16 protein-coding genes are annotated in these 16433 nt (G+C 70.4%); 6 read left to right on the top strand and 10 right to left on the bottom strand.

What is annotated here, in order from left to right:
* Positions 1-65 precede the first annotated feature (65 nt).
* Entirely contained in the window at positions 66-944 is an 879-nt protein-coding gene (locus E4U91_RS22215) for an LLM class flavin-dependent oxidoreductase (protein WP_137308457.1), read from the bottom strand.
* Positions 945-1012: 68 nt separating this feature from the next.
* Here E4U91_RS22215 and E4U91_RS22210 point away from each other — a divergent pair, with 68 nt between their 5' ends.
* From E4U91_RS22210 to E4U91_RS22185, 6 genes are all read left to right on the top strand, one after another.
* Complete coding sequence (locus E4U91_RS22210; RefSeq protein WP_404765873.1) at positions 1013-1423, top strand: DUF192 domain-containing protein; 411 nt, start codon at positions 1013-1015, stop codon at positions 1421-1423.
* A gap of 143 nt (positions 1424-1566) precedes the next feature.
* Positions 1567-2118 carry a hypothetical protein gene (locus E4U91_RS22205; RefSeq protein WP_241678657.1) on the top strand — a complete coding sequence of 184 codons (552 nt, stop codon included), beginning with the start codon at positions 1567-1569 and terminating at the stop codon, positions 2116-2118.
* A 1658-nt stretch (positions 2119-3776) separates the two neighbouring features.
* Positions 3777-5105 carry a type VII secretion-associated serine protease mycosin gene (gene mycP / locus E4U91_RS22200; protein ID WP_137308456.1) on the top strand — a complete coding sequence of 443 codons (1329 nt, stop codon included), beginning with the start codon at positions 3777-3779 and terminating at the stop codon, positions 5103-5105.
* Positions 5106-5184: 79 nt separating this feature from the next.
* Positions 5185-5661: a hypothetical protein gene (locus E4U91_RS22195; protein ID WP_137308455.1), complete on the top strand. Its 477-nt coding sequence runs from the start codon at positions 5185-5187 to the stop codon at positions 5659-5661.
* A 14-nt stretch (positions 5662-5675) separates the two neighbouring features.
* The gene (locus E4U91_RS22190) at positions 5676-7952 is read left to right on the top strand and encodes a hypothetical protein (protein ID WP_137308454.1); all 2277 of its coding nucleotides are present in this window, start codon (positions 5676-5678) and stop codon (positions 7950-7952) included.
* 7 nt (positions 7953-7959) lie between these two features.
* On the top strand, positions 7960-8604 hold the full coding sequence (locus E4U91_RS22185) for a hypothetical protein (RefSeq protein ID WP_137308453.1): 645 nt from the start codon (positions 7960-7962) through the stop codon (positions 8602-8604).
* A 32-nt stretch (positions 8605-8636) separates the two neighbouring features.
* On the opposite strand, the gene E4U91_RS22180 is transcribed toward E4U91_RS22185, so the two are convergent.
* The 9 genes from E4U91_RS22180 to E4U91_RS22140 all read right to left on the bottom strand — a co-directional run bounded on the left by E4U91_RS22180 (position 8637) and on the right by E4U91_RS22140 (position 16369).
* On the bottom strand, positions 8637-9281 hold the full coding sequence (locus E4U91_RS22180) for an OmpA family protein (protein ID WP_137308452.1): 645 nt from the start codon (positions 9279-9281) through the stop codon (positions 8637-8639).
* 7 nt (positions 9282-9288) lie between these two features.
* On the bottom strand, positions 9289-9870 hold the full coding sequence (locus E4U91_RS22175; RefSeq protein ID WP_137308451.1) for a hypothetical protein: 582 nt from the start codon (positions 9868-9870) through the stop codon (positions 9289-9291).
* A gap of 34 nt (positions 9871-9904) precedes the next feature.
* A complete protein-coding gene (locus tag E4U91_RS22170) occupies positions 9905-10588 on the bottom strand; it encodes a pilus assembly protein TadG-related protein (RefSeq protein WP_137310955.1) in 684 nt (227 codons plus the stop codon).
* A complete protein-coding gene (locus E4U91_RS22165) occupies positions 10585-10815 on the bottom strand; it encodes a Flp family type IVb pilin (RefSeq protein ID WP_137308450.1) in 231 nt (76 codons plus the stop codon). Before E4U91_RS22165 ends, E4U91_RS22170 begins: the two co-directional genes overlap by 4 nt.
* A gap of 122 nt (positions 10816-10937) precedes the next feature.
* Positions 10938-11693, bottom strand: coding sequence for a response regulator (locus E4U91_RS22160; protein WP_241678656.1), 756 nt, complete (start codon positions 11691-11693; stop codon positions 10938-10940).
* Complete coding sequence (locus E4U91_RS22155) at positions 11690-12913, bottom strand: sensor histidine kinase (RefSeq protein ID WP_137310953.1); 1224 nt, start codon at positions 12911-12913, stop codon at positions 11690-11692. The genes E4U91_RS22160 and E4U91_RS22155 overlap by 4 nt, the downstream gene beginning before the upstream one ends.
* Positions 12914-13158: 245 nt before the next feature.
* Entirely contained in the window at positions 13159-14046 is an 888-nt protein-coding gene (locus E4U91_RS22150; protein ID WP_137308449.1) for a DUF5936 domain-containing protein, read from the bottom strand.
* A gap of 13 nt (positions 14047-14059) precedes the next feature.
* Entirely contained in the window at positions 14060-15004 is a 945-nt protein-coding gene (locus E4U91_RS22145) for a type II secretion system F family protein (RefSeq protein ID WP_137308448.1), read from the bottom strand.
* A gap of 27 nt (positions 15005-15031) precedes the next feature.
* The gene (locus E4U91_RS22140) at positions 15032-16369 is read right to left on the bottom strand and encodes a TadA family conjugal transfer-associated ATPase (protein WP_137308447.1); all 1338 of its coding nucleotides are present in this window, start codon (positions 16367-16369) and stop codon (positions 15032-15034) included.
* Between the last annotated feature and the right edge of the window lie 64 nt (positions 16370-16433).

Raw genomic sequence — 16433 nt, 5'->3', positions numbered from 1 at the left:
GGGGCCGTCGGGGGTGGGGTGGGGGTTGGGGGTGGGGCCGTCGGGGGTGGGGTGGGGGTCGGGGCTCATGAGGTCTTGACGAGGGAGCGGACGTCGTCGCCCGCGAACCGGAGGAAGCCCTCGGGGTCGGGTTCGTCGGCCGTGGGGAGCAGGACGACCGTGTCGGCGCCGGCGTCGGCGAAACGCTGGACGGTGTCGGCGACCTCGGCCGCGTCGCCGGCGGCACCGAGGCCGGGGACGGACCCCAGCCCCAGCGAGGCGAGTTCGGCCCGGACACGGGCCTCGGCACCGGCGCCGGTGGCGGTCATGAGGTAGACGACGACCTTGTGCGCGCCGCTCCGCCCGGCCGCGGCGCGCCCCTCGTCGATGAGCCGGCGGGCCTCGCGGACGCCGTCGGGCGAGGCGGCCTCGTTGAGGACGGTGCCGTCGCCGACCTCGCCGGTGAGCCGGACGGTACGGGGCCCGACGGCGCCGACGAGCACCTCGACCGGCTCGGTGGGCGGCCAGTCGAGGGCGACGTCGTCGAGGCGGACGTAGCGGCCCTCGGTGCTGAGCCGTTCGCCGTTCAGCAGGGCGCGCAGGGCGACGGCGTGTTCGCGCAGGAGGGTGAGCGGCGATCCGGCCCGGGCGCCGACCTGTCCCATCCAGTCCTGGACGCCGTGGCCGATGCCGACGACGACCCGGCCCGGGAACATCCGGTACAGGGTGGCCGCCTCCATGGCGGTGAGGGCGACGTTGCGCAGCGGCACGGGCAGCAGCCCGACCCCGACCCGCACCCGCTCGGTCCAGGCGAGCACGGCGGCGGCGGAGGAGATCCCGCCCTCCCGGAAGCAGTCCTCCCACAACCACAACTCGTCGAGCCCGCTCTCGTCGGCGATGCGCGCGGCGGCGCGGAACCGCTCGGGAGGCAGCTGAGGACGGAGAATGGCGCCGATGTGGGTCATGGTCCCCTTCCTATCCGGGGGTCGGGGACGGGACAACTCGTTTAGGTCGGGGGAGGGAAGGGGTGGCAATGGCACGGGGACGTATGCGGGCGCGGACACGGGCTCGGTGGCGGGACGGCCGAGGGTGGTTGGTGGTGTACGGGGACTCGACTGACACGGCTGGGGAGCTGGTCAGGGTGCCGTTGGAGATCGCTGCGTCGTACCGGGCGCGTACGCGGGGGCTGCTGGGGCGGGACGGGGTGACGGGGGCGCTGCTGCTGTCTCCGGCGAACAGCATCCACACGTTCGGTATGCGCATTCCGATCGATGTGGCGTACCTGGACCGGCACTTGAGGGTCCTGGCGGTCCGCACGATGCGGCCCGGCCGCTTGGGCCTGCCGCGCTTGAGGTCCCGGCACGTGCTGGAGGCGGAGGCGGGGGCGATGCGGGGGTGGGGGCTGGGGGCGGGGTCCCGGGTGGGTGTGGAGCCGGAATCCTAGGCAGGTTTGGGGGACGGGGGCGGGTGACCTATTCCCGTTCACGGCCGTGACGCAGCGAAGGGAAATGTCACTGGCTGTGGATAGAGTTCCTGTTGCGGCTGCACGTGTCCGGCTGACTGGTCGGCCGAACGGGGAGGATTGCTGTGTCGCCGAGTGAAGACGGTGCGGGTTCCGAGGGGTCGTCGTGGGCGTCGGCGGTGTTCGACATGGGCCGGGACGCGCTGGCCGCGCAGGCCGATGTCGCCGCGGAGTACGCGTCGTTCACGGCGTTCCGCAAGCGGGTGGACGACCTGATCCGGGACCTCAAGGGCTCGGCGGCGGGCCCGGACGAGGTGGGCCGGCAGCAGTTGGCCCGGCAGGAGTTCGGCGGCGGGGACGGGGCGTGGACGGAGGCGTCGGGCCTCTTCACGGCGTACGAGACGGTGATCACCGAACTGGAGGGCCTGTCCAGGCTGCTGTCCGACTCGATGGAGGGCATGAGCATCGCCGTACTGGCCTCGCACAAGGGCTACGAGAACATCGACCTGGGGGTGCGGGACCGGATGGCGGCGATCAGCGCGGAGGCGACGAAGCAGTACGGGGGGACGTACACGCCGGAGACTCCCGCGCCGGAGACTCACGCACCGGGGGCGGGTCCGGGCGGCGCGGGGCCGGGCGGGGCTCCGGCCGGAGGCGACGCGGGAGGCACGATCTGATGCCGGTGCGGGGACCCGGTGGCGGGACGTCCTTCGAGGGCATGAGCCACGAGCAGATGCTGGCCTGGCTGGACCGGGCGGACGCGGGCCAGGTGCAGGCGGCGGCCGGGCGCCTGACGGCCGCGGCGAAGGCGATCCGGGAGATCGCCGAGGAGCTGAAGGTGCGCCCGCAGTGGGTGGCGTGGAAGGGCGAGGGCGCGAACGCGTTCCGCACGTGGAGCGCGGACCTGGCCAACTCGACGCTGCGGCTGGGCGACTTCAGCGAGGACGCGGCGAAGTGGCTGACGGAGGCGTCGGGGGCGATCGCGCAGGCCCAGGCGTCGATCCCACGCGAGACGGGGGGCGGTGGCGGGACATCGAACTCCTCCGACGCCGCGCCCGCGTCGACGCCCGAAGTAGCGGCGCCGGCCGCACACGAGGAGCGGGTCCGCGAGGAGGCGGCGGCCCAGATGCGGAAGCTGACGCAGACGTATGCGTGGTCGGCGACGCAGCTGAACGCACTGGAGAGGCCCAAGCTGCCGCCTCCGCCGGATGCGATCGTGCCTCGCGGCGATGAGAAGGAAAGCAGGGACCTGGCACGTCCGGTCTCTTTCAGCCCCCGTGGTCAGGACAGCGGCAGCACCGCAACCGCTCGAACGCCTGATGCCCTGACGCCCGCTCCGCATGCGGTATCAAGTGCTGGACATGACCACGCAGCCGCTCCCTCCTCCCCAGCTCCGGTGCCGCCATCGGCCGGCCACGCATCACCGGTCACAGCACCGGTGACAAGAACGGCCATCGACTCCGTGGCAGCACCGCCCGAGATCCCGCTTCCGTCGACGGCCGCCACGGCACCTGCCAACGGTCACGATCAAGCCAAGGGCCTTCTGCCGTCGTCCCCTTCCGTGAACCTCATTTCTCCGGCTGTGGGGAAGGCTCCCTCGACCCAGGCTCCTGGGAGGCCCGGCTCCGGCTCTCCGGGGCCGAGCAGATCCACCACGGGGACGACGCAGGCGCGGATGCCGACGGCCAGCCCGGTGACACCGGGACAAACACAGCTGCCGGGGCGAGCTCTACCCTCTGCCACCGGCCGGGCAACGCCCACGAGCCGCATGCCCAGCAGTACGGGTCATGGCATCGTCGGAGGACGTCCGGTCACTCCACCTACGGCACGGGCGACAGGAGCCATCCCTCGAGGAACAGTCGTGGGCAGCGGAGCTGCACCTGCCCACAGCTCGACCACCCACCTTCCCGGCACCACGAACACCGGACGTGGAAACGGCCAACCCGGGCCGACGTCCAGCCGTCGGGCCCCTTCACCCACCAACGGGATCGTCGGCGGTCGGCCGATCGCGAGCGACGACCGCGAGCGCACCGGTGGCCAGCGGTCGAACAGCGGAGCGGTGAGAAAGGGAATCTTCGGCTCCTCTCCTGCGACGACGGCTCCTCAGGGGGTGGGCGGCAGCACTGTTCGCGGTGGGGCGCCGGGCGCCGTCGACCGGCGTGACGAACGCGCCGGCGCAGGGCGCGCGCAGCGGCCGGTCGGGCCTACGCACATCGGTAAGAGGCGCGGACGCACTGACGGTAGGGGTGAGGATGATGCTCCTCAACCGAACAGTCGCCCTTCCGTGCCGCCTGTCGTCGATTGATGTGACCCGGTGATGAAGAGGGCTGAGTTCATGCGCACCAGCAGCGTCCTGCACAGGGGTCGACGGGCCGCAGGGGTGGTGGCCCTTGCTGCACTGATGCTCCTGGGGTCCGGCGCCACACCGGCCAGTGCTGGGTCCACGCGCGACAAGCAATGGTTCCTTGACGCCATGCAGGCCGAAGCGATGTGGCAGACCAGCACCGGTAAGGGGATCACCGTGGCGGTCATCGACACCGGCGTCGACCCCGACAATCCCGATTTGAAAGGTCGAGTGCTCGACGGCCGGGACTTCGCACCACCGAGCCGCTCCGGTGACGAACACACGGATTACAACGGTCATGGGACGGGCATGGCGGGGCTCATCGCCGGCACGGGAGCGTACGACGGCGGGAACGGGGCCTTCGGCCTGGCACCGGAGGCTCTCATCCTCCCGGTTCGCATGCCGGATGCCGACGACGTGAGCCCTTTCGCGGTACCCGCGTACTTCGTCAAGGCCATTCGCTACGCGGCCGATGCGGGGGCGCGGGTCATCAACATCTCCATGACCGGCGGGGCGAACTCACCCGACCTGGCGAAGGCGGTCGCGTACGCGCTCAGCAAGGGTTCTCTGGTCTTCGCGGCGGCGGGGAACGACGCTGAACAGGGAACACACATCGCTTACCCGGCCGCCACCCCCGGAGTGGTCGGCGTCGCAGCGGTCGGCAAGAACCTCCGGAGAACGGCCGTATCCCAGTACGGGCCTCAGGTGGACATGGCCGCTCCCGGAGAGGACCTTGTGCACGCATGCGGCGGCAAGACGGGCCTTTGTGAGACCAGTGGTACCAGCGACGCCACCGCCCTCGCATCGGCCTCCGCCGCCCTCATCTGGTCCGTCCACCCCGACTGGACCAACAACCAGGTCCTGCGCGTCATGCTCAACACCCTCGGCGCCCCCACGGACGGCGCCAAGCGCAACGACTCCATCGGGTACGGCATCGTCCGCCCCCGCATCGCCCTGGCTAATCCCGGCGACCCCGGCCCGGCGGACGTGTACCCGCTTCCCGACCTCAAGGCGGCGTCCCCCTCTGCCGCCGCAGGAGGCTCCGCTCCCTCCCGCGACGCTGACGCCACTCCGAAAGCCGGCGCAGCCGGGAAGGGCGACACCGCGCTCCCCTGGTCCGCTGTGGGCATCGGCACCGCCGTACTGCTGCTCGCTGCCATCGCCGTCCTCCTTCTCGTGGCACGCCGCCGCACGGCAGCCGTACGGCCGGACCAAGCGGCACTATCCGGCCAGATTTCGTCCGCTCCGCCGACCTTCGGACCGCCTCCGGGGGCAGCCGGTCAGCTCGGTCCACCGGGGCACGACAACCCAAGCAGCTGACTTCGAGCGGGCGCACTGCGGCACTGGGCCCAGAAGCCGCCTCACGACGAGACGCACGACGAACGGGGAGGTACCACGCATGGCGTGGGAGGAGTGGGAGCAGCTCAAGTCGGAGGCGGCGCAGCGTCGCTCCACGCAGATGGAGCTCAATCAGTTCCCGGCGGAAGGCGGCGCAGGTGTGCCCGGCGGTGATCTGGTCGCCTATCAGGACGACCTCGGCGCCGTCGGTCATGACGCGTTCGTTCTCTACGACGATCTCCGCAAGGGCACGGACATCGCAGGCGCCGGCATGAACAAGGACGGTGCCGGTCCCACCATGCAAGCGGCTGCCTCACTGACCTCCCGCGGGTTCGCGATGGGCAGCGCACTGCAGCTGACGGTCGAGGTGTGGACCGGTCAGGCCAAGACGGTGCTCCAGGCTTGCGCGCACATCTCCAATCACCTCGCCTTCTCCAAGAAGTCACACACCAGGGACGATGCCGAGATCGCCGCGACGCTCCGCAGCCGTGACGGCACAGCCGTGTCCGTGTCCCAGATCAGCAAGTACTTCGAATAAGGCGGAGCGGTTCGATGGCCATCACCTACATGGACCTGGTCGAGGTGGATCTCGGCAAACTCGGCGCAGCGGTCTCCGACTGGAAGAACGCCGTGGATGATCTGAAGACGGCCGCCGAGGGCGCCCGCAAGGGCATGAAGGCCAAGTCGGACAAGGCCCGCTGGTCCGGGGTGAACGCCACGGTCTCCCGCGACTTCGTCACCAGGACGACGAAGGAGGTCGAAGACCTCCACGCAGAAGCGGACAGCATCTACCGGGTGCTGGACGACGCGCACACGGAACTGGCCGCCCTGCAGAAACAGATCAGGACCGCCCATGCCGAGGTGCAGGAGCGTGGCATCCGGGTCGACGACTACGGTGACGGCACCGTGCACTGCGTGTACCCGCACGTGCGGGGTGACTCCGACGTGCACACGGAGGACGAGAACGAGACCCGCCTGGAACTGGAGAGCCGCATCAGTCGCCTCCTCTCCCACGCCTGCCAGATCGACGCCTCCGTGACCCGCGCCCTCGCGAAGACTCACGGCAGCGATCCCCACAACGCCGGTCGCAGGTCGTACGGGTCCCTCGACGACGCCGAGGTCGAGCGTGCCGCGGAACTGGCCAAGCTGGGTACGGCGATGTCAGACGAGCAGTTCACGGAGCTGAACTCGATCCTGAAGTACAACGCGAGGGATCCCGACTTCAGCACGGCCTTCTACAAGTCCCACGGAGGACCTGAGAAGAGCCTGCAGTTCTACGGTCTGATGTCCCTCGACGGCACGCAGGGAGACGACGAGCAGCGGCTCGAGCTGACACGCCAGCTGCAACGCAGCATGGGAACAGCACTGGCCTCGGCCACCGACCCCGACAACAGGAGTCACCTGCCGGCCGGCTGGGCCGCCGAATTCAGAAGGCTGGGCACCCAACCGGTCCAGCTCACGCCGGGGGCTCTCAATTCCCCGTACGGGTACCAGCTCCTCGGTGGCCTTCTCCGCTACGGGAACTACGACCCCTCCTTCATCGGCCCGATCGCCGAGCACATCGTCCAACTGCACCACGAAAAACCGAACTTCTTCATGTACAACAAACCGATCACCGGAGGAGCCGACCTCGACTGGGGCTTCAACCCGTCGGGCAAGGCGGGCGCCGGCTACGACCCGCTCGGGAGCGTTCTGGAGGGCCTCGGGCACAGCCCCGAAGCGGCGAAGAAGTTCTTCTCCGACGACATGACACCGACCGTGTACAACGACGACGGCACGGTGAAGAAGGACGCCACGCTGGGCTACACCTACTACGACGAGCTGACCGACAAGGACTTCACGTGGCCGGCGGACACCCTGGCGCACCCCGGGAGTGACGAAGCGGCGCATGCCTTCGATGGAGGGCCGGACGCTCTGGGACACGCCTTGGAGGCGGCGACGCTCGGGCACGCCTACGATGATCCGTCGCCCAGCCTGGTGAGGGATGCCGCGTCGGCCGCGATCATGGAGAAGGTCGTCCAGACATACGGGGATCCGGAGAACGTGAGGGAGCCTCTCGCCGACAGCCTCGGCCGTATGGGGGCCGGTTACGTCGATGACCTGAATTGGGCACTGAACGAGAACGAGCCGGACAGCTTGTTCACTCCTGCCACCCAGGAGGGCCACGCGCAGTTCGGATCGAGCAACGCAATCAAGTTCCTGAGTTCGGTCGGGCAGCACCCGGACGGGTACTCACAGATCTCCGTGGCCCAGCAGGTCTACGGCACGAGCGCCCTCGACGCCCAAGCCGACGGCGACCGGATCAACCAGCCACAGGCACGGGAGATCGTCCGCACGGGCGCGGAGATGCAAGGCATCCTCGACCAATCGAGAGCGGACCAGGTACAGGCCGAAGGGTTGGCGAAGGACGAGGCCTACAACAAGAGCCTGGCGAAGAAAGCCGCTTGGGTCCAGTTCGGCGCGGGTGTCGGCATCGCGGCGGGGGCGGCGTTCCTGCCGCCGGTGGCCGCCGCGGGAGTGGCCGGAACCCTCATCCCGGTCTTCACGGGTGCCGGGCAGGGTGCGCTCACGCAGCAGATCAACGATGTGATCGGCACGAGCGCCGAGACGATGCAGCAGGACAGCGCGAATGACATCCAGGCGCAGAGGGACGAGATCTATCGAGCGGGGCAACTTGCCGCCGGGTCGCCGATGACGGAGTTCATGGACCGACACAGCATTCACTCGGACAGGGAAGACTTCGGGCAGGACCTGGAAGAGGCCCTGAACAGCGGATACACGAAGGGTTGCAATGGCGAGAACCAGCATGGCGCGCTCCCGAAGGCCTAGGGCTGCGATGCCACTCCTGACCGCCGCGATCCTTTTGTTGGCCGGTTGCCAGGGCGAGGACAAGCAGGGCGGGAGCGAGGCACCGGCCCGTACCGAGGGACCGTCCTGCGCGCAGGTTTTCAGCGCTCAAGGGAAAGAGGCGATCAAACGGATGGTCGATATCCCCGCGTCCAGCAGCACGACCTTCCTCGGTCACCCCCAGGAAGCGGCCGAGCGTTTGGTCGCACAGTACGACGCGGGAACGCCGGACAAGTCCAGTGCCGTCGACTTCTGCGACGTACACAAGGAAGCGGCCGGCCTCGACTCCGCACAAGTGAACTTCTCCTTGACGCAGGACGTTCCGGAGCGCGGCAAGAGCGCATCTGTCTTCAAGGAGTACCGGATGGCGAAGGCGGCCCTCGTCGGCACCAAGGTCGGCGTCCTGTACTTCGAATGCACCAGCAAGCAATGGGCTGCGGGAACGGGCGCCACCGCACTGGTCCGTGGGGAAGTCCGCAGTCGGTACGAGACGTCCGCACCGGACTCGACGGCACGGCAGGATGCCCTTCGCGTCATTTACGAGTCGAGTCTTTCCATCTCCGAGCTACTGGGCTGCAAGTCGAACGCCGGCCTGCCCGCGGCCTTCACCATGCCACCGGAGCTGGCGAAGTAAGGGCTCAAGCGCCTGTGCTCCTCCGGTCCGCGTCAGTTCGTTCCCCTCGGGAACGTCACCTCCACTCGGCGGTTCTTCTTGCGGCCCTCTTCCGTCGAGTTGTCGGCGATCGGGTACTGCTCGCCGTAGCCGCGGACCTCGAAGACGACGTTCGGGTTGTTGAGGTCGCCGGACAGGGCCGTCTGGACCGCGTTCGCGCGCTGTTTGGACAGGACGTCGCCGTGGGCCGACGAGCCCAGGTTGTCGGTGAAGCCGAAGACGCGGATCTGGGTCGCGTTCTGCTTCTTGATCTCCTCCGCGATGCCCGCGATGCGGGCCTGGGCCTCCGCGCCCAGCTTCGCGCTGTCCTTGCCGAACAGGACCTCCGCCTGCAGTGCGAACGTCACGTCCGCGTTGGTGTCCTCGCGGCGTTCGTCCCCCGACTCGTCCTCCACGACCTGCTTGATGTCCAGCACCTTCGGCTCCGCCAGGGTCGCGCCCTCCGGGAGCTTCAGGTCCGGGTCGTTGGGGTCCACCTGGACCGGCGCCGTGGCCGTCGGCTCCGTGCCCGGCGGGACGCTCGGGGAGTCGTCGGCGTGCGCCGTCGTACCGCCGAGGAGGTTGGCTGCCGCCAGGATCATGGCCGCTGACGTGGCCAGGGTCAGGCGGGTCGGTGTCGTCGTCCGGGTGCGCGTCATCCTGGCCTCACCCAGAAATCTTGATGACCGCGCTGGGGAACAGCGGCAGTTGGAAGGTGACGTCCGAGCTGGTGGTGGGCGGTGACGGGAACTGCAGGAACACGTCGATCGATTCCCCCGCCTTCAGCGTCGAGAACCCCGTCGTGGTGAGCGGCCGGCCCTCCGTGTCCCGTAGGACGTAGTAGCGCTTCTTGCTCTGCGAGTCGACGAGGGTGGCTCCGCCGAGGGATCGTCCGTTGTTCATGATCTCGGTCTCGTTGCCGCTCAAGGCCGACGGGATCGTCGTCATGGTTCCGCTGTCGTTCTTCAACGCGCCGTTGACCGTGACGAATCCGCCTGAGTCCCGTACGGCGGAGGTGATCTGGAGGAGCAGCCCGTTCGGGCCCTTCAGTTCGGCAATGGGCTCCTCCGACTGTCCCTCCTGTGGGTCGGGCTTCGAGCCGTTGCCGTGGGAGACGGAAGGCGAAGTCTGCGGCTTCTTGTCGTCGTCACCCCCGCCGCCGCAGGCTGTCGTGCCCAGGGCCAGCCCGGCCACGACGGCCAGCGCGACCAGCCCGCTGCGAGCCTTCGCAGGGAACCGCATGCTCATCACTCCGCTTCCTACTCCACTCGTCGTACGCGCGTCAGTCGTCGGCCAGGTGGACGTCGAACAGGTCTTCAGGGCCCGGCAGGTCGGTGAGGTCGTCCGGGTCCAGTGTCCAGTCGATCCCGTCCTCGCAGGTGAGCGTCGGCAGTTTGGGGTGCCCGGCGTCTCCGGGGCCGCCCGGGTCACCAGGGTTCGTCGGCTCGCCGGACGGCTCCCCCGTCGGTTCAGCCGTCGGCTCCCCGGTAGGTGCCGGCAACGGGCGTTCGAAGGTGCACAGCGGATCGATCACCGCTCGGGCCGAGGCGTGCGCTCTCGTGGTGCTCGTGACCGGGAGGACCGAGTCGCCCGCCGATTTGTTCGCCCGGACGGTGACCGTGTAGCCCAGGGGGCCGTCCGGGGAGCACTGCACCTCTCCGGCGTCGTTCATCGCCGCGAGCTGGTCCGCTCGCCAGCAGGAGTCCTTCGCCCCGGCACCCTCGAAGATGGCCTGCCACTTGTTGGGGTCGAGGACGTCCAGCACCCACTGGTCGGCCAACTGGTCCCTGGTCTCCTGGGCCGCCGCCAGTGCCGCCGCGTCCGCGGCCGTCTGGGCGCCGTTGCGGTTCACCGCCGCCTGGCCGACCGCGAAGTACGCGAACGCGAGAAAGAGCAGACCTCCCACCACCGTCAGGTAGATGGGGAAGGCCTGCCCCGAGTCGCTCTTGGCGCGCGGCTGGGTCAGGGAGCGACCTTGCCGATCTGGGTGGTGAGCTTGTCCACGATCGTCTGGCCCAGGTTCGTGTTCGCGATCAGCACCACGATCGCCACCACCACCGCGATGATGCCCAGGTACTCCACCGCCGTCTGCCCCTTGTCGCCGCGGCGGCGGGTGGCCTTCGTCGTGGTGTTCTTCCAGCCGTTCACCCGTACCTTGGCCGCGACGGCCGTCTTCAGCAGCAGATCGCTCATGGGGGTCCCCTCCGTGGGTGGCGTGAGCAGGGGGACCGTACGGCGTCGCAGTGGGGTCCGCCGAGGGTCCCTGGGCCCACTTCCGGGCCCAAACTGCCGTCCCTGAGCGTTCGCGCATCCCCTCAGCCCACCTCTCGGCTCGGCGGCGTCGTGTCGGGTGCCGTGCCCAGCCACTTGGCCGTCGCCTCGGCGCGGGTCGTGCAGTGCAGCTTGGCGAAGATGCGGTTGATGTGGTTCTTGACCGTCTTCTCGCTGATGAAGCACGCGGCGGCGATCTGGTGGTTGTTCAGGCCCGTGGCGATGAGGTCCATGATCTCCGCCTCCCTCGCGCTGAGTGGGGACCCCAACTGTCCCACAAGGGGTTGCACTTGCGAAAGTCGTTCGCGGGAATTGGCCGGGGCAGCCGCCTCTGGCAATCCCTCAGCGTGTGCTACTGCACTGCCCCGCAACTCCCCCACCACCGCCGTCGCCGCCGTCGGCGTCAGGTGGGCCCGGCCCGCCACCACGTCCCGGACCGCCGTCACCAACTGGTCCGCCGTGAACTCGCCGTGCACCAGGTAGCCGCCCGCCCCCCGCCGCAACGCCTCGCGCACGGTCTCCGACTCGCCGCTGTACGTCAGCATCAGCACCGGGGCGAGCGGCACCAGGTCGGGCAGGGCCGTCAGGCCGTCCATGCCCGGCATGCGGACGTCGAGCAGGACCAGGTCCGGGCGGTGGCGCCGGGTCATCTCCCGCGCCTCGCGGCCGTCGGACGCCTCGGCGACCACCCTGACCTCCTCGCGGCCGTCCAGCAGCGCGGTCAGGCCCGCCCGCACCACCGGGTTGTCGTCGGCCACCACCACCCGCAGAACCGGCCGTCCGGTCTGCCGCTCCCTCACCGGGACACCTCCCCCTCTGCCGAGAGCGGCAGCGGCAGCGGCAGGTCCAGGCGTACCTCCGTGCCGCCGGGGTGCTCCGCCCTGCCCACGTGGAGGCGGGCGCCCAGCGCCGCCGCCCGTTCCGCCATGCCCAGCAGGCCGAAGTGGCCCGCACGGCGCAGCCGTTCGGGCTCGGCGTCGGGCGGGAGGCCCCTGCCGTCGTCCCGTACGGTCACGTGCAGTTGGTCGTCGTGCACGGCGGCCCGTACGTCCACTCGGGTCGCGCAGGCGTGGCGGTGGGCGTTCTCCATCGCCTCGCCGGTGATCGTGAGGAGGTGGCGTGCCACGGGGGCGGGGACACGGACCTCCGTGCGGTCGCCCGTGATGCGGTACGTCGTCGTGAGGCCCGTGCGGCGGCTGAAGTCGGCGGTGAGGGTCCGCAGTTCCGTCAGTACGTTCCCGTGCCCCGCACGTGAAGCCTCCGCCCCCGGCGTCTCCGCGCGCAGGTCCGTCAGCAGTTCCCGTGACTCCGTCGCCGCCCGGCGCGCGGCCCGGGCCACCAGGTCGGCCTGGCGGCGGATGCGGTCCGGGTCGGCGGTCGGGGTGCCGGCCGTGTGGGCGAGGGCCTCGGCCGCGAGGGCGACGCCGTGCAGGGTCTTGGCCACCGAGTCGTGCATCTCCCGTGCCAGGCGCGCCCGTTCGGCGTCCGTGGCCTCCGCCGCCGCCAGGCGGGCCTGGGTGGTGGTGAGCGCCTGGGTGGCCTCCCCGAAGCGGAGCATCAGGCCGCGCAGGGCCGAGCCGACCGCGCCGGTGATGACGCAGAAGCCGGGGAGCAGCAGCCGTTCGGCCGGGTCCGCGCCTGGTTGCTCGGTCAGGGTCGCGTAGACCAGCAGCAGGATCAGCGACTGCAGCGAGGCGAAGCAGGCGGCGCCGCGCCAGCCGTAGACGATGCCCGCGAGCAGCGGGGTGCAGACGCTGACGTAGGCGAGCGTGGTGTCCGGGCCGGCCGAGATCAGCAGCAGGGTGCCGAAGAGGGTGTCCATGGCCAGCAGCGACGGGTGGCGCAGGAGGAGTGGTCCGAAGCGCTCCCAGTCGCGGAAGAGGACGTAGGAGCCCATGAAGGTGATCACGACGGCCGCTCCGACCAGGCGTACGCCCAGGCCGGGGGTGGCGTTGAGCAGCGCGGCGGGCGCGGCCACGGCGATCATCGCCAGGCGGAAGCCGAACACCTGGCGGCACATCGCCTGGAGGGCGTTCACCTCCAGTGCGACCGGGGCCGACCGTGACAGAGGGGCATCGGCCGCCGGCTGGTGCCCGCGCCGTCGCAGCCACCCCTGGTCACGTAAGCGCCCCCCGCGCCGCCCGTGCCACCTGCGCCACCCATGGCCCGCGTGCCCCGCGGGTCCCCCGAGCCCCGCGTGCCCCGCCCGCCCCGCACCGGTACGCCCCACCCCCGCCACACCCGTCGTCGCCATCTCCCCGCCCCCTACTTCCCCGTGATCGTGCTGAAGTCCGTGCCGGAGCCGAGCAGCATTCCCGCGCCGAGCAGCAGCATCGTGGCCGGGACCATGAACGTGGTGATCATCAGCGTGGCCTTGGGGACCGCGCGGGCCGCCTTGCGGCGGGCGTTCTGCGCGTCGGTGCGGCGCATGTCCTTGGCGATCGCCACCAGCGTGTCGACGATCGGCGCGCCGAGTTCCTCGCCCTGCTGGAGCGCGGTGACGAACATGGCGACCTGTTCGGAGTCGTTGCGGCGGCGCAGTTCCTCGAACGCCTCGCGGCGGCTGACGCCGAGGTCCATCTGGCGCAGGGTGATGCGGATCTCGTCGGCCCACGGGCCCGCGTAGCGCGTGGCGACCCGGTCGAGGGCCTGGCGGAAGCCGAGGCCCGCGCTCACGACGACCGCGAGGACGTCCAGGAAGTCGGGCAGGGTGCGTTCGATGGCGTCCTTGCGGACCCGGATCGCCGACCAGATGCCGACCTCGGACCAGAACACCCCGAAGGCGAACAGGAGCAGGGCGAGGAAGAAACTGCCCTCCAGGAGGGCGACGAGGCCGCCGAGGGCGCCCACGGCGCCGTAGACCGCGCGGCGGGCCGCGTAGCGGTCGAGGGTGAGGCCGCCGGGGTTGCCGGCGAGGTCGATGCGGCGGCGGTAGCGGGCGACCTGCTTGGGGCCCATCAGGCGCAGCACCGCGGGCGCGTAGCGCATGCCGAGGCGGTCGACGAGGGAGCCCACCGCGGTGGTGCGGGTGGAGCCGACCTCCAGGGCCAGGGCGAGGTCGGGGGGCAGCACGGTGTCGGCCCGGTACATGCGCAGGCCGGCGAACACGCCTCCCACGCTCAGGGCGGCCACGAGGGCGAGCAGCAGTCCCACGGTCACCTCCTGCTCAGACGTCGATGCGGGACAGACGGCGGATGAGCAGGAAGCCCACCGCGTACAGGCCGAAGGCGATGATCACGGCCGCCTGGCCGAAGGGCGAGCCGGTCATGCGGTCCAGGGCGCCGTCGTTGACGCTGTTGATCAGGAACAACGAGCCGACGCCGAGGACGGGCACGGCGTACGACGTCATGTTGACCTGGGACAGCTGGGTGCGGACCTCGCGGCGGGTCTCCTTGCGCTCCTCCAGCGTCTCGGTGAGGTTGCGCAGCGCCCCGACCACCTGGCCGCCCGCCCGGTTGGACAGCACCAAGGTGGTGACGAGGACGACGAGTTCACGGGAAGGAAGGCGGTCGGCCAGTTCGCCGAGGGCGTCGTCCATGGAGTGGCCGACGGACAACTGGTCGGCCACCCTGCCCAGTTCCTCTCCCGCGGGGGCCTCCAGCTCCTCCGCCGCCATGCCGATCGCGGTGCGCAGGGCGAGGCCGGCGCTGGTGGCGTTGGCCAGGATGCGGGCGAGCTCGGGGAGTTGGTTGATGAAGCGTTCGATGCGTTTCTGGCGCTGCCAGCCGAGGAACTGCCAGGCCGCCCAGACGCCGAGCAGTCCGGCGATGGGACCGAAGAAGGGGGCCAGCGTGGCCTGGCCGGTCAGCCACAGGCCCACCACCGCGGCCAGCACGTAGGCGAAGAACTCGCCCGGCGTCACGTCCAGGCCGGTCGCTGCCAGCTTGCGTTCCAGGGTGCGGCCCAGGCGCGTGGGCCGCAGCCGCCGGTCCAGGGCGCGGAAGCGGCGCCCGCGGCCCGGGTCGGGGAGGTTCCCGGTGTACGACAGGCGCTCCACCAGGGCGGCGCGCCGGGCCCGGCCGGCGGCGTACGAGTGGACGCCGACGACGGCCAGGGTGCAGGCCAGGAGGGTCACTCCGATGGTGAGGGTGATCCGGGTCTGGAGGTCCATGGGTGGTGTGTCCGTCCTGTCTCCGTGCTACCGGGCCACTCGGGTGGCGAGGGCGTTGTCCGTCGGCGCCACCCCGAACGCCTGCGGGATCGGCTGGCTCGCCATGTAGAGGCGGTCGGCCGTGCGGCGCGGGAGCGGGAAGTGGCGGAAGGCGCCGTGGACGCGGCCGTCGGGGGTCATGGGCCGGGCCTCGAAGCGGGCGATGGTGGCCAGCCGGTAGGGCTCGCCGCCGTGGCTGTCGAGGAGGGCGATCTCGGTGACCCGGCGGGCGCCGTCCGCGAAGCGGGTGAGCTGGATGATGACGTCGACCGCGCTGTTGATCTGGTCGTGCAGCGCGACGAACGGGATCTCCACGTCGGACATCGAGGCGAGGGTCTGCAGGCGGGTCAGGGCGTCCTCCGCGCTGTTGGCGTGGACGGTGGCCAGCGAGCCGTCGTGGCCGGTCGACATCGCCTGGAGCATGTCGAGGGACTCGCCGCCGCGGACCTCGCCGACGACGATGCGGTCGGGGCGCATGCGCAGCGAGTTGCGGACCAGGTCGCGGATGGTGATGCGGCCCTTGCCCTCCACGTTCGGGGGGCGGGACTCCAGGCGGATGACGTGCGGCTGCTGGAGCTGGAGTTCGGCGGAGTCCTCGATGGTGATGATGCGCTCGCCCTCGGGGATCAGCCCGGACAGGGCGTTGAGGAGGGTGGTCTTGCCGGTGCCGGTGGCGCCCGAGACGATCACGTTGAACTTGGCCTGCACCAGGCCGGCCAGCAGGAACAGCATGTGTTCGTCGAGCGAGCCGAAGCCGATCAGTTCGTTGAGGGTGTAGGAGCGCGGGAAGCGGCGGATGGTGAGGATGGGGCCGGTCAGGGAGAGCGGCGGGATGATCACGTTGACGCGCTCGCCGGAGGGCAGGCGGGCGTCCACCATCGGGTTGGACTCGTCGACGCGGCGGTTGACCGTGGAGACGATCCGCTCGATGGTCTGCATCAGCTGGTCCACGGAGGCGAAGCGCAGCGGCAACTGCTCGACGCGGCCCGCGCGTTCGACGAAGATCGCGTCGGGTCCGTTCACCATGATCTCGGTGATCGACGCGTCCTCCAGGAGCGGTTCGAGGATGCCGAGGCCGAGGGCCTCGTCGACGACCCGGCGGATCAGCTGGGAGCGCTCCACCGTGGACAGGACGGGGCCCTCGCGGCTGATGATGTGGCCGAGGACGCGTTCCAGGCGCGCCCGGCGGTCGGCCGCCGTCAGCGCGCTCATCTCGGCGAGGTCGATCTCCTCCAGCAGCTTCGCCCGGTACGTGGCGACCAGGTGGCCGTCCTCGTCCCGGCCGCCGCTCTCCTCCGGGGAGGTGATGCGTGCGCGCAGACTCATCGGTTCACCGCCTTCCTCGTCGTCGCCGACGCCCTCGCCGCCGCTGCGCCTGTCACCGTCGCCG

The organism is Streptomyces lasalocidi, from assembly GCF_005280215.1.
Lineage (GTDB): Bacteria > Actinomycetota > Actinomycetes > Streptomycetales > Streptomycetaceae > Streptomyces > Streptomyces longwoodensis.
Note: the sequence above shows the minus strand (reverse complement) of the source record. Positions and strands in the feature narration are given on the sequence as shown.

What these genes read in the sequence shown, in the direction of transcription:
- E4U91_RS22210 (WP_404765873.1), top strand. Translation starts at nt 1,013, where the DNA reads ATGGCACGGGGACGTATGCGGGCGCGGACACGGGCTCGGTGGCGGGAC.
- E4U91_RS22140 (WP_137308447.1), bottom strand. Translation starts at nt 16,369, where the DNA reads ATGAGTCTGCGCGCACGCATCACCTCCCCGGAGGAGAGCGGCGGCCGG.
- E4U91_RS22175 (WP_137308451.1), bottom strand. Translation starts at nt 9,870, where the DNA reads ATGAGCATGCGGTTCCCTGCGAAGGCTCGCAGCGGGCTGGTCGCGCTG.
- E4U91_RS22215 (WP_137308457.1), bottom strand. Translation starts at nt 944, where the DNA reads ATGACCCACATCGGCGCCATTCTCCGTCCTCAGCTGCCTCCCGAGCGG.
- E4U91_RS22165 (WP_137308450.1), bottom strand. Translation starts at nt 10,815, where the DNA reads ATGAGCGATCTGCTGCTGAAGACGGCCGTCGCGGCCAAGGTACGGGTG.
- E4U91_RS22180 (WP_137308452.1), bottom strand. Translation starts at nt 9,281, where the DNA reads ATGACGCGCACCCGGACGACGACACCGACCCGCCTGACCCTGGCCACG.
- E4U91_RS22185 (WP_137308453.1), top strand. Translation starts at nt 7,960, where the DNA reads ATGCCACTCCTGACCGCCGCGATCCTTTTGTTGGCCGGTTGCCAGGGC.
- mycP (WP_137308456.1), top strand. Translation starts at nt 3,777, where the DNA reads ATGCGCACCAGCAGCGTCCTGCACAGGGGTCGACGGGCCGCAGGGGTG.
- E4U91_RS22195 (WP_137308455.1), top strand. Translation starts at nt 5,185, where the DNA reads ATGGCGTGGGAGGAGTGGGAGCAGCTCAAGTCGGAGGCGGCGCAGCGT.
- E4U91_RS22190 (WP_137308454.1), top strand. Translation starts at nt 5,676, where the DNA reads ATGGCCATCACCTACATGGACCTGGTCGAGGTGGATCTCGGCAAACTC.
- E4U91_RS22155 (WP_137310953.1), bottom strand. Translation starts at nt 12,913, where the DNA reads ATGTGCCGCCAGGTGTTCGGCTTCCGCCTGGCGATGATCGCCGTGGCC.
- E4U91_RS22145 (WP_137308448.1), bottom strand. Translation starts at nt 15,004, where the DNA reads ATGGACCTCCAGACCCGGATCACCCTCACCATCGGAGTGACCCTCCTG.